The sequence below is a fragment of the Lysobacter korlensis genome (assembly GCF_042434515.1).
Map to the genome: position 1 here is coordinate 1,800,738 of NZ_JBHLTG010000001.1, position 11,914 is coordinate 1,812,651.

10 protein-coding genes are annotated in these 11,914 nt (G+C 66.8%); 3 read left to right on the top strand and 7 right to left on the bottom strand.

What is annotated here, in order from left to right:
- Window positions 1-16: 16 nt before the first annotated feature.
- Window positions 17-1,498 carry a Na+/H+ antiporter NhaC gene (nhaC, locus tag ACFFGH_RS08475; protein ID WP_386666954.1) on the bottom strand — a complete coding sequence of 494 codons (1,482 nt, stop codon included), beginning with the start codon at window positions 1,496-1,498 and terminating at the stop codon, window positions 17-19.
- Between the two features lie 6 nt (window positions 1,499-1,504).
- Window positions 1,505-2,986, bottom strand: a complete 1,482-nt coding sequence (locus ACFFGH_RS08480) for an amino acid permease (RefSeq protein WP_386667451.1) — start codon at window positions 2,984-2,986, stop codon at window positions 1,505-1,507.
- Window positions 2,987-3,200: 214 nt separating this feature from the next.
- On the opposite strand from ACFFGH_RS08480, the gene ACFFGH_RS08485 reads away from it, so the two are divergent.
- On the top strand, window positions 3,201-3,758 hold the full coding sequence (locus tag ACFFGH_RS08485) for an NUDIX hydrolase (RefSeq protein WP_386666956.1): 558 nt from the start codon (window positions 3,201-3,203) through the stop codon (window positions 3,756-3,758).
- Window positions 3,759-3,897: 139 nt separating this feature from the next.
- Window positions 3,898-5,343 (top strand): alanine/glycine:cation symporter family protein, encoded by a 1,446-nt coding sequence (locus ACFFGH_RS08490; protein WP_386666957.1) that lies wholly within the window; start codon window positions 3,898-3,900, stop codon window positions 5,341-5,343.
- Between the two features lie 65 nt (window positions 5,344-5,408).
- Here ACFFGH_RS08490 and serA read toward each other — a convergent pair whose 3' ends face one another.
- Window positions 5,409-6,647 carry a phosphoglycerate dehydrogenase gene (serA, locus tag ACFFGH_RS08495; protein WP_386666959.1) on the bottom strand — a complete coding sequence of 413 codons (1,239 nt, stop codon included), beginning with the start codon at window positions 6,645-6,647 and terminating at the stop codon, window positions 5,409-5,411.
- Window positions 6,648-6,769: 122 nt separating this feature from the next.
- Between serA and ACFFGH_RS08500 the strand changes: the two genes are divergently transcribed.
- Window positions 6,770-8,158, top strand: coding sequence for a D-2-hydroxyglutarate dehydrogenase (locus ACFFGH_RS08500; RefSeq protein WP_386666960.1), 1,389 nt, complete (start codon window positions 6,770-6,772; stop codon window positions 8,156-8,158).
- Between the two features lie 87 nt (window positions 8,159-8,245).
- Here the strand turns inward: ACFFGH_RS08500 and ACFFGH_RS08505 are convergent, their stop codons facing one another.
- The 4 genes from ACFFGH_RS08505 to ACFFGH_RS08520 all read right to left on the bottom strand — a co-directional run bounded on the left by ACFFGH_RS08505 (window position 8,246) and on the right by ACFFGH_RS08520 (window position 11,907).
- Window positions 8,246-9,736 (bottom strand): hypothetical protein, encoded by a 1,491-nt coding sequence (locus ACFFGH_RS08505; RefSeq protein WP_386666963.1) that lies wholly within the window; start codon window positions 9,734-9,736, stop codon window positions 8,246-8,248.
- A gap of 177 nt (window positions 9,737-9,913) precedes the next feature.
- Complete coding sequence (gene yeiP / locus ACFFGH_RS08510) at window positions 9,914-10,480, bottom strand: elongation factor P-like protein YeiP (RefSeq protein WP_386666964.1); 567 nt, start codon at window positions 10,478-10,480, stop codon at window positions 9,914-9,916.
- A 94-nt stretch (window positions 10,481-10,574) separates the two neighbouring features.
- Window positions 10,575-11,345 carry an SDR family NAD(P)-dependent oxidoreductase gene (locus ACFFGH_RS08515; protein ID WP_386667452.1) on the bottom strand — a complete coding sequence of 257 codons (771 nt, stop codon included), beginning with the start codon at window positions 11,343-11,345 and terminating at the stop codon, window positions 10,575-10,577.
- A gap of 70 nt (window positions 11,346-11,415) precedes the next feature.
- Window positions 11,416-11,907, bottom strand: coding sequence for a GNAT family N-acetyltransferase (locus ACFFGH_RS08520; RefSeq protein ID WP_386666967.1), 492 nt, complete (start codon window positions 11,905-11,907; stop codon window positions 11,416-11,418).
- Between the last annotated feature and the right edge of the window lie 7 nt (window positions 11,908-11,914).

The following is an 11,914-nucleotide window of genomic DNA, read 5'->3' on the forward strand; positions in this document are numbered from 1 at the left end:
CCCGGTTTGGCCGGGGTCAGCTCGCGGTACCTCTGCCCTGGACCAGCTCGGCCTCGGGAGAGACACGCAGGATCCGGAAGCCCGCGTAAGCAAGGATCGCGGCCACGACCGGGCTCAGCAGGTTGAAGAACGCGTAGGGCAGATAGTCCACCGTCGCCACGCCCAGGGTGGCGGCCATGTATGCGCCGCACGTATTCCACGGCACCAGCGGAGAGGTGATCGTGCCGCCGTCTTCCAGCGCTCGGGAAAGGTTTACAGGCGCCAGCCCACGACGTTCGAACTCGGGCCGATACAGGCGGCCGGTCAGCACGATCGACATGTACTGGTCGGCTGCGATCACGTTCGCGCCGATTGCGGTGCCTAGCGTCGCGGTGATCAACGCGCCGGTGGACTTCGCCGCCTTCAGCACGCTGCGGACCATGCGCTCCAGCAGCCCCGTGGCTTCCATCACCGCACCGAACGCCAGTGCTGCGACGATCAACCAGATCGTGTTGAGCATGCTGGCCATGCCGCCGCGGCTGAGCAGCTCATCGACCGCCGCATTGCCGGTAGTCGCCTTGTACCCATCGAACAATGCGGTCCAGGCACCAGCCAGCAGTGCGAGAGGACGCGACAGCGCTTCGTTGGCCGCAAGCTTCACGACGAGGTCGGGCTGGAATAGCACCGCGAACACCGCACCCAGCAGCGCGCCGATCAGGATGGTCGGATACGCCGGGAAGCCGCGCACCGCGAGCACGAACACGACCAGCAGCGGAATCAGCAGGTGCGGGCCCAGGCTGAACTGGGCATCCAGCAGCACCGGAAGATCGCCAAAGGTGTTGCCGGCGTCGTTGCGGTCTGCACCGAGACCGACCGCGGTGAACAGAACCAGCGCAATGACGATGGTTGGGCCGCTGGTCCACACCATATGCCGGATGTGTTCGAAGAGCTCGCTACCCGCGGTCGCCGGCGCAATGTTCGTGGTGTCCGACAGCGGCGACATCTTGTCGCCGAAGTACGCGCCGGAGATCACCGCACCTGCGGTGATGGCCGGGGACATGTCCAGGCCCTGCGCGACGCCTATAAGCGCGACGCCGAGCGTGCCGGCAACCGTCCACGAGCTGCCGATCGCAAGTGCGACGATCGCGCAGATGAGGCAGGTGGCGGGATAGAAGAACGAGGGGTGCATCAACTTCATGCCGTACACGATCAGCGTAGGTACGGTTCCGGACAGGATCCAGGTGCCGATCAGCGCGCCAACCGCGAGCAGGATGAAGATCGGAACGATGGCCAGTGACACGCCGTGGACAAGGCTTTCCTGGATTTGCGCCCAGGTCAGCCCGTTGCGCAGGCCGACCAGCGCCGCAACGCCGCCAGCCAGCATCAGTGCGATCTGGTTGGCGCCGTACGAGGAGTTGTCCTTGAACAGCGACACCGCCGTAGCGAGCGCCACCGCCAGGAACAGCAGTGGCGTCAACGCCTGGAGGAGGCTCGGCTCCCGAACCGGACGGGTCGACACTGGGGATCAGGCCCGGGCAGCCAGGCGCAGGCGGCTGTGCCGGTAGCCGTAGAACCCGTAGATCAGGAACCCGATCACCGTCCAGCCCAGCATGACCTTCCAGTGGTCGGCGAACGGCTGCCAGAACAGGTACAAGCATGCGATCACGCCGAGCGGGCAGATCACCATGGCGAACGGCACGCGGAACGGACGCGGCAGGTCCGGGCGGGTGAACCGCAGGATCAGTACGCCGGCCGACACGGTCGCGAAGGCGAGCAGGGTGCCCATCGAGACGAGATCGCCGAGGAAGTCGAGCGGCAGAAAACCAGCCATCGTCGCCGCGACCACGCCGACGATGATGGTGCCCAGGTGCGGCGTGCGGTACTTCGGATGCACGCGGCCGAACAGGCGCGGCATCAGTCCGTCCTGCGCCATCGAATAGAAGATGCGCGGCTGGCCCATCAGCATGACCAGGATCACCGAGCTGAGGCCGGCGATCGCGCCGAGTTCGACGACGGTCTTCAGCCACTGCAGGGACGGGTAGGTCTCAAGTGCCGTGGCGATCGGCTTCGAGGTGCCGAGCTCGGTGTACGGAAGCAGACCGGTCAGCGTCGCGGCCATGGCGATGTACAGCAGCGTGCAGATCGCCAGCGAACCGAGAATGCCGATCGGCATGTCGCGCTGCGGATTCTTGGCCTCGCCGGCGGCGGTCGATACGGCATCGAAGCCGATGTACGCGAAGAAGACCACAGCCGCGCCGCGAATGACGCCTTCCATGCCGAAGCGCGTGCCGCCTTCGTTTTCGGGAATGAACGGCACCCAGTTGTCGGCGTCGATGAACTGGGCCGCAAAGCCGAGGAACATCACGATGACGGCCACTTTGATCGCAACGATCAGCGCGTTCACCCAAGCGGACTGGGTGATGCCGCGGTAGCACAGGGCACTAACCGCGGCCACGATCAGGACCGCCGGCAGGTTGATCAATGAGCCGGTGGCGACGAACGATCCGCTCTCGGCCGAATAAGCGAACGGCGCCTGCGCGAACGCGACAGGAACCGCGGCACCGAACGAGCTCAGGAAGCTGTTGAGGTAGCCAGACCAGCCGACCGCGACGGTCGACGCGGCAAACATGTATTCGAGCACGAGGTTCCAGCCGATGAACCAGGCGACCACTTCGCCCATCGTGCTGTAGGTATAGGAGTACGCCGAGCCCGAGACCGGCATCATCGAGGCGAACTCGGCGTAGCACAGGCCTGCAAATGCGCAGGCGACGCCTGCCAGCACGAAACTGAGGATGACTGCCGGACCGGCGTAGTTCGCTGCGGCGGTGCCCGTCATGACGAAGATGCCCGCACCGATGATGGCGCCCACACCCAGCAGCACGAGGTGACGCGCTGTGAGCACCCGCTGGAGCGAGGCTTCGCCGCGGGTCGAACCCTCGACCGGCTCGCCGGCGTCGACATGGGGGGCGGGTTCCACCGGCTTGGTGGCGAACAGGTCCTTGAGCATCGGTCTTACCTGAATTGGATAAAGGCGGGCCACCGCGCGGGCGGCAGACGAAGCGCAACGTTATGGGGCGGGCCACCTTAACCCACGCGGGAAAGCGGCAGCAAGGCAGAATGCGGCCATACGCAGGCCCCCGGAAACAGGCAGCGCAGGAGGCGTCCGCAACGCGATAATGCGGCGCTGCGGGATACCGCCCGCGCTGCCGATCCGCGCCCCAATGTCCGATGCGAGCCTGCGCCACGCACTTGCCGATTACGCCGCACGGTGGCCGTTGGAGGAAACTCCTGCGCTCTTTCTCGAACTGCTGGACGACCCCGACGATCCGTTCGTCCGCGATCGCCTCGCCGGCCACTTCACTGCATCGGCCTGGCTGCTGAGCGCGGATGGAACGCGGCTGTTGATGACCCATCACCGCAAGCTGGGGCTGTGGTTGCAACTAGGCGGACATGCGGACGGCGAGCGCGACCTGGCGCTGGCGGCCCTGCGGGAGGCGCAGGAGGAGTCCGGGCTGACCGGACTGCGCGTAGAGCCAGGAATCTTCGACCTCGACCGCCACTGGATTCCGGAACACAAGGGCGTGCCCGGCCACTGGCATTACGACGCGCGCTTCGTCGTGCGCGCCAGCGACCACGAGGCGTTCGTGGTGAGTGAAGAGTCGCTCGCACTGGCATGGCGCGACGTCTCGGAGCTCGTCGGCGATCCCGACGTGGATGCTTCCGTCCGCCGCATGGCCGTCAAGTGGCTGGCGCGGGCCGCACAGGGCGGGGTTCGGTAACGACCGCGGTCGGATCCGTGCGTTCCGGGCGCGACACCGTCGATTGTTGGTACGCTCGGCCCACGCCCGCTATCCGTCACGAACGCCATGCCCTTGCCGGCGCGTCGTTCGCACCGACACCGCCCAAGGACCATCGCACGTGGATGCTGCTCTAAACGCGCTCAACAACATCGTCTGGAGCTCGGCGCTCGTATACCTGTGTCTGGGTGCGGGCCTGTACTTTTCGATCCGGACCCGCTTCGTGCAGCTGCGCAGTGTGGGGCTGATGGTCAGGCTGATGTTCTCCGGGCGCAGGTCCGAAGCGGGCATATCCTCGTTCCAGGCCCTTGCGATGTCGCTGTCCGGACGCGTCGGCATCGGCAATATCGCCGGCGTTGCGACCGCGATCGCCGGCGGTGGCCCGGGCGCGGTTTTCTGGATGTGGGTGATGGCGTTCCTGGGTGCTTCGACGTCCTTTATCGAGTCGACCCTGGCGCAGATCTACAAGGAAACCGATGACGAAGGTCGCTACCGCGGTGGCCCGGCGTACTACATCGAGAAGGCAACCGGGCAGCGTTGGTATGCGCTGCTGTTCGCCGGCGCAACGATTCTGGCAACCGGACTGTTGCTGCCCGGCGTGCAGGCGAACGGCATCGCGACCGGCATGCGCAACGCCTGGGGCATCGCGCCACTTGTAGTGGCGCTGCCGCTGGCGGCAATCCTCGCGCTCATCATCTTCGGCGGCGTGAAGCGCATCGCGCGCTTCGCGGAAGTCGTCGTGCCGTTCATGGCACTGGGCTACATGGCGGTTGCGCTGTGGATCATGGTCGCGAATGCCGAAGTGCTGCCTGAGATGTTCGCCCTGATTTTCCGTAGCGCGTTCGGCGCTGAAGCGGCGTTCGGCGGCATGCTCGGGCTCGCGGTCCAGTGGGGCGTCAAGCGCGGCATCTATTCGAACGAGGCCGGGCAGGGCACGGCGCCGCACGCGGCTGCCGCAGCCGAGGTCTCGCACCCGGCCGAGCAGGGTTACGTTCAGGCGTTCTCGGTCTACATCGACACGCTGCTGGTGTGCTCGGCGACCGCGTTCATGATCCTCTCCACCGGGATGTACAACGTGGTGGGCGAGACGGGGGCATTGGTCGTCAGCCAGCTGCCTGGCGTCGAGCCCGGGCCGGGCTTCGCGCAGGCAGCAGTGGAATCGGTGCTGCCGGGCCTGGGTGCCGGCTTCGTGGCGATCGCGCTGACGTTCTTCGCGTTCACGACGATCATCGCCTACTACTACATGGCGGAAACCAACGTCGCGTACATCAACCGCAACACCCATCGTCGCTGGATGGTGCCCGCCCTTCGGATCGGCATTCTGCTCGCCGTGGTGCTCGGCGTCGTGCGAAGCGCGGGTTCGGCGTGGACGCTCGGCGACATCGGCGTGGGCCTGATGGCATGGCTCAACATCGTGGCGATCCTGATCATCCAGCGGCCCGCGCTGGCTGCCCTGCGCGACTACGAGCGGCAGAAGAAAGACGGCGCCGCGGAGCCCGTGTTCGACCCAGATGCCCTTGGCATCCGGAATGCCGGGTTCTGGGTCCGCCGTCTGCGGGGCGAATAACGCGCGGCTCGCGGACGCGCTGCCCGCGGGGGGGCAGCGCCCCCGCGGATAGCGCGCGATGCCTGTCAGTAGAGCACCCGCGTGCGCAGGGTCTCCGGGATCTCGGACAGTGCGGTGCGGATATCGTCCAGCTGCGTTTGCGTTCCGCTGACGTCGATCACGACGTAGCCGACCTTCGGGTGGGTACGCAGGAACTGCCCGTCGATATTCGCACCCAGCCGCGAGAACACTTCGTTGATGCGCGACAGAACACCTGGCACGTTGCGGTGGATGTGCAGGAAACGCGTGCTGCCGGTGTGCTCGGGTAGCGACACTTCGGGGAAATTGACGGCCGAGAGCGTCGAGCCATTGTCGCTGTAGCGGATCAGTTTCGCCGCGACTTCCAGGCCGATGTTGTCCTGCGCTTCCAGCGTGCTGCCGCCGACATGCGGCGTTAGCAGCACGTTGTCGAGCCCGGCGAGTGGTGTCTGGAACACATCCGCGTTGCTCTTGGGCTCGACCGGGAACACGTCCACTGCCGCGCCTCCGACGTGACCGCTGCGGACGGCATCCGCGAGCGCGTCGACGTCGACCACAGTGCCGCGCGACGCATTGATCAGGTGCGCGCCCGGCTTCATGGCGGCAATCTGCATCGCGCCGATCATCTCGCGCGTGGCGGGCGTTTCCGGTACGTGCAACGTCACTACATCGCTGCGCGCCAGCAGCTCGTCCAGGCTTCCCGCAGAGCGGGCATTGCCGAGAGCAAGTTTGGTTTCAATGTCGTAGAAAACCACCTGCATGCCGAGCGCTTCGGCGATCACGCCGACCTGCGTGCCGATGTGGCCGTAACCGATGATGCCGATCGTCTTGCCGCGCGCCTCGTGGCTGCCGGCGGCGGACTTCGACCAGCCGCCGCGGTGGCATTGGGCGTTCTTTGTGGGGATGCCACGCAGCAGCATGATCGCTTCGGCAATTACGAGTTCGGCGACGCTTCGCGTGTTCGAGTACGGCGCGTTGAACACGGGAATGCCGAGCTCTTCGGCCGTATCGAGGTCAACCTGGCTGGTGCCGATGCAGAAACAACCGACCGCAATCAGCCGACGTGCTTCGTTGAGCAGCTCGGCCGTCAGGTGCGTGCGCGACCGGATGCCGACGATGTGGGCCTGGGCGAGCTCTTCGCGCAGTTGCTCTTCGGGCAGCGACTTGTCGAACAGCCGGATCTGCGAGTAGCCCGCGGCGCGGAAGCTCTGGGCTGCGCTCGCGCTGATGCCTTCGAGCAGCAGCACGCGGATTTCATGTTTCGGAAACGAGGTTCGGTGGGCCACGGGGGCGCTCCGTCGCGGGGGACGTCGGTCAATATCGCAGATCGCGTGTCCGCTGCCGACCCGGCTGGACTTGGTTGCTGCGCCGCGGCACGCTGCCGTTCCCCGGTAACGAGCCTGTCGCGATGACCGATCAACGCCTGGAGCGCCTGCGCCGCCTCGCGCCCGAGCTTCGACTGCTGACGGACGCGGCCGACCTCGAGCACTACGGTCGAGACTGGACGCGACGATGGACGCCTGCGCCGCTTGCGGTCGCGCTGCCGGCTTCGGCGGATGAGGTTCAATCGATCGTGCGCTGGGCGAACGACGAGCACGTAGCAGTCGTCCCGTCAGGCGGCCGGACGGGCCTGTCCGGCGGCGCCGTGGCCGCCAATGGCGAGCTTGTGCTGAGCATGGAGCGCATGAATCGGGTGGTGGGGTTCGACGCTGTGGACCGCACGCTGACCGTGCAGCCCGGCATCGTGCTCGAAGCTGTGCACAACGCCGCGCGCGAACACGGGCTGGCGTACCCGGTCGACTTCGGCGCGCGCGGCTCGTGTTCGATCGGGGGCAACATTGCAACGAACGCCGGCGGCATCCGGGTGATCCGCTACGGCAATACGCGCAACTGGATCGCGGGGCTCAAGGTCGTGACCGGCTCGGGCGAAGTGCTCGACCTCAACCGGGGGCTGGTCAAGAACGCGAGCGGCTACGACCTGCGCCATCTGCTGATCGGTTCGGAAGGCACGCTCGGCGTGGTCGTGGAGGCGACGCTGTGGCTGGCCGACCCGCCGCCGCCGACGCAGGTGATGCTGCTGGCCCTGCCGTCGTTTGAGGCGTTGATGCAGGTGTTCGCTGCGTTCCGGGCGCGTCTGGAGCTGGAAGCGTTCGAGTTTTTCACCGATCGCGCGCTGCACCATGTGCTGGTGCACGGCGCGCAACGGCCGTTTGCCGAGGACTATCCGTACTTCGTCGTCGCGGAGTTCGCGTCGGGCAGCGAGGCGCGGGAGGCGGCCGCGCTCGCGGCATTCGAGTTCTGCGTCGAGCAGGGGCTGGTGCTGGACGGCGTGATCAGCCAGAGCGACGCGCAGGCCGCGCAGCTGTGGCGCCTGCGGGAGGGCATCACTGAAAGCCTCGCGCGCCACAAGCCGTACAAGAACGACGTATCCGTGCGCGTCTCGGCGATGCCGGCTTTCCTGGCCGAGACGCAGGCGCTCATCGAGCGCGGCTATCCGGGCGTGGATGTGGTGTGGTTCGGCCACATCGGCGACGGCAACCTGCACATCAACGTCGTGCCGCCCGAGGGCATGGCGCAGGACGTGTTCGTTGCGCAATGCGAGCAGGTGACCGACCTGCTGTCGGCCGCGCTCGCTCGGCATGGGGGAAGTATTTCGGCCGAGCACGGCATCGGCCTGGTGAAGAAGCCCTACCTGCTGGACACCCGCAGCGAGGCCGAGGTTGCACTGATGCGCGGCATCAAGCGCGTGCTCGACCCGAACGGCATCATGAATCCCGGCAAGGTGTTCGACGCCTGATCCGCCAACCGACGCGCCGCGGAAGCCAGGCTGCTCTGCGCGGTCCACGCGTCCGCGCAAGCACGCACGGACGCCTGCCTGCGCCCGCTAGCCCATCAACTGCAGCTTGGCGCGCGGCAGGTAGGAGCGGGCGAGTGGGGAGTCGCAGTGCAGGAGCACCGCTTTTGAAAGGCGCCTGAGCGCAACCTTTCCACGATCGGCCAGTTCGGGGTTGATGCTTTGCTCGTGGACGATCGGCTCGAGCAGGCTGAGCAGCGCGCCGCCAGTGCACAGAGGCTCGGGGCCTTCGAGGCTTTCGGCCAGTTGCACGGCAAGGTCGACAGCGGACACCCAGAGGCGGCCCAGCACCAGGTCCAGGTCCACGATGCCGGTGTCCACCATGTCCATTCCCATGCCGCAGCGCTCGAATGCCGCGAGATAGCGCTGCAGCAGATCCGGCACCTGCTCCTCGGACGCGCGTTCGAGTTGCATCCCTACGCCGATCGGCGGGAGCAGGTGAGCGGGCACGCGTTCGATGCGCTTCGCGGCACCGGCATGCGCGTTCAGCAGCAGGGCGATGTCCCAGCGGTCGAGGTCTGTGTTTGACAGCAGATCGCGCACGTGCAGATCGATCTCGTCCAGCTGCACTTCGATGCTGAAAGAAAACTGCTGGCCGCCCGGGCAGTCCACCTGCCACTGCACGCGATCGCTGCAACGCAGCGCCTGGGTATCCGGGGCGGCCCAGAGCGCGTCCAGATAGCCGCGTGCCGCCGGGGCGATCTGCTGCCCTTCTTCCACTGCGCGCTCGAGGCGGGCGAGGGCAATCGCCACGCGCAGCCAGGCCACTTGGCCATCGGCGTCCGCGGGTAGATCTGCAGCGCCGCCATGGGCGACAGACCGCAGTGCCTCCACCGCGGGCCTAAGCGGGGCGCATGCGACTAGACGCTCGACCCCGTGCTCGAACAGCTCGAGCAGGCCTGCGTCCTTGCTGCGGACCAGTGCGTACCGCCAGTCGTCGCCAGTCGATTCGGGGCCCAGCATCTCGACGAGCGCGCGCAGCGGAATCTCGGGTGAGAGCCTGCTTTTTTCGAAGGCGCGCAGGATCGACTGGTGCAGCGCCGCGTCTCCGGGAAAGAACTCCGCTGCCCGCAGCGCCATGGCCCGCATCTGCGCGTAGCGACCCCCACTCATGAGGAACCCCCACCAGGCGGCCATGACCCGCCTCGATGGCGAGTCGACCTCGTAAAGCCGCTCGGCGAGTACCTGCATCCGGCGATGGACCGCGGAGCCCGAGCGGTCCCGGCCGGACGCGCCGTCCAGCACCCTGAGCTGCAGCGCAAGCGATTCCGGACTGGACGAGTGCTCGCCGTCGCCGAGGATCTCCGCCGCCTGGCGGAGCTTCCATTGCTCGGCGAGGCACCAGGCGTGCTTCAGCGCAGCGTCGATCTGGTCTGGGGCCGCCCGGTACGCCGCGATGGCGCCTGGCAGATCGCCCACCAGCAGGCGGCGATCGGCGACGGAGCCATGCACGGGCTCGCCCGCATCACGCGCGCGAAGGCACTCATCGAGACTCAGGGCGGTCGTGTCGACGTCAAGCATGGGCGGCCGTGCATTACGTGGAAAGCAATCGGCCGCTGACTATGGCAGGACTGAGCCCGCCGGGAATGCGCCCGATCTCCCCATTTCACGAATGGGACGTGCCAGCCGTCACGACGACCCGGCCGACTCGCAACCCGCTGCGGCCCCAGGCTCGGCAGCGGAATGCGCGTGGCGGGCTCAATCAGCCCGGCCGGCGAACTCGCCCGTCGTGGTGTTAACCAGCACGCGTTCGCCGTTACCGATGTACTCCGGGACCATGATTTCGAGGCCGGTCGACAGCTTCGCCGGCTTCGGACGCTTCGTCGCAGTGCCGCCCTTGAGCTCCGGCGGCGTGTCGACGACTTCGAGCGTCACGGTCTGCGGCAACTGCAGTGCGACGGGCATGTCGTCGATGATCTGCACGTAGCAACCGGCGAGATCGGGAACGATGTAGCCGGCCGCGTCACCGATCGCATTCGGGTCGAGCGTGTACGGCGTGTAGTCCTCGTCGTCGAGGAAGACGAACGCATCGCCATCCATGTACGAGAACGTCGCCTGGCGGCGCGAGAGTTCGACTTCGCGAAGGTCGTCGTCTCCGTCGAAGCTCGCATCGAGCTTGTTCCCACCCGGCACGCTGTACATCGTGAAGCGGAAGCGCACATTGCCGCCGCGACCCTGCGGCGAGCTGCGCTCGATGTCGCGCACCTGGTACACGCCGTTGTTGTGCTCGACCACGTTACCTTTCTTGACGTCGTAGGCTTTCATCGGACTCTGGATTCGGAATTGAAGAATCGGGTACCGAACGGGCGCTGCCGCCAACGGCAGCGATGGAGGCAGCAGCGCGCGCCGTTTTGCGGCTTTACTTAGGCGCGAGCCGCGTCGCGCCGTCGAGGCGGATCGTTTCGCCGTTGAGGTAGACGTTCTGCAGGATGTACGCGACGAGGTCTGCGAACTCGGCGGGCTTGCCCAGGCGCGAGGGAAACGGGATCGACGCGCTGAGCGACTGCTGCACCGACTCCGGCATGCCATCGACCATGGGCGTCCAGAACACGCCGGGGGCCACCGTCATGACACGGATGCCGAACCGTGCGAACTCGCGTGCCATCGGCAGCGTCATGCCGACCACGCCGCCCTTCGACGCCGAGTAAGCGGCCTGACCGATCTGGCCTTCGAACGCGGCCACGGAGGCGGTGTTGACGATGACGCCGCGCTCGCCTTCATCGCCGGCATCGTTGTTCTGCATCAGCGCCGCAGCGGCCTTCGCAACATTGAAGCTGCCAACCAGGTTGACCATCACGGTGGTCTGGAACTGCGAAAGGGGCATCGCGCCTTCCTTGCCGAGCACGCGGCCCGCGCCAAGGATGCCGGCGCAGTTGATCGCCGCATTCAGCCCGCCGAGGAACTCACGGGCCTGCGCGAGCGTGGAGGCGACGCCTGCTTCGTCGGTAACATCGGTGCGGAAGTAGCGTGCGTTCGCTTCACCGAGTTCGGCGACCGCGGCCGCACCCTTGTCGTCATTGACGTCGAGCAGCGCGACTTTCGCGCCGTGGGAGACCAGATGCTGGGCGACGGCGAAGCCGAGGCCGGAGACGCCGCCGGTGATGACGGCGCGGGTTTGGGCAAGCTGCATGGACGCTTCCTGTAGCCGGAAAACCGCCGATTCTAAAGCCTCGGCGGTGGCGCGGCCGCGCGCAGCGGCTTTACTGCAGGTCGAGCAGGTAGAAGCGGTTGCAGCCGCCGTGCCCGGTATCCCCAAGCGGCCCATCAATGCGGCGGAAGCCGCTGCGCTCGTACAGCCGCATGGCGGCGTCCATGCCGGTGAGTGTCTCGATGTAGCACTGGCGATATCCGAAGCCGCGCGCAGCTTCGAGGCATCGGGTCATCAGGGCCGCACCCGCACCGAAGCCCCGCAGCTCGGGCAGGAAATACATCTTGCGCAATTCGCAGACGTCGGCGTCGCCGCCGGTGAGTTGCGCGATGCCGCCGCCGCCCATGACCCGGCCCTCGCGTTCGACGACGAAATACGCACTGCGCGGGCCGGAGTACGCGCGGTGCATCCAGTCCACCTCCGGGTCCTTGATCGCGAAACCCTCACCACTCGCGCCGAATTCGGGCATGACGGTTCGGATGATGGCGGCCACCGATGCATCGTCGGCGGGCTCGATCGGGCGTATCTGGAAGTCCTGGGTCATCGGAAGG

Bases quoted from the DNA above. Each gene is read 5' to 3' on its own strand.
- ACFFGH_RS08520 (WP_386666967.1), bottom strand. From the start codon at position 11,907: ATGACCCAGGACTTCCAGATACGCCCGATCGAGCCCGCCGACGATGCA.
- ACFFGH_RS08515 (WP_386667452.1), bottom strand. From the start codon at position 11,345: ATGCAGCTTGCCCAAACCCGCGCCGTCATCACCGGCGGCGTCTCCGGC.
- ACFFGH_RS08485 (WP_386666956.1), top strand. From the start codon at position 3,201: ATGTCCGATGCGAGCCTGCGCCACGCACTTGCCGATTACGCCGCACGG.
- ACFFGH_RS08480 (WP_386667451.1), bottom strand. From the start codon at position 2,986: ATGCTCAAGGACCTGTTCGCCACCAAGCCGGTGGAACCCGCCCCCCAT.
- ACFFGH_RS08500 (WP_386666960.1), top strand. From the start codon at position 6,770: ATGACCGATCAACGCCTGGAGCGCCTGCGCCGCCTCGCGCCCGAGCTT.
- ACFFGH_RS08505 (WP_386666963.1), bottom strand. From the start codon at position 9,736: ATGCTTGACGTCGACACGACCGCCCTGAGTCTCGATGAGTGCCTTCGC.
- yeiP (WP_386666964.1), bottom strand. From the start codon at position 10,480: ATGAAAGCCTACGACGTCAAGAAAGGTAACGTGGTCGAGCACAACAAC.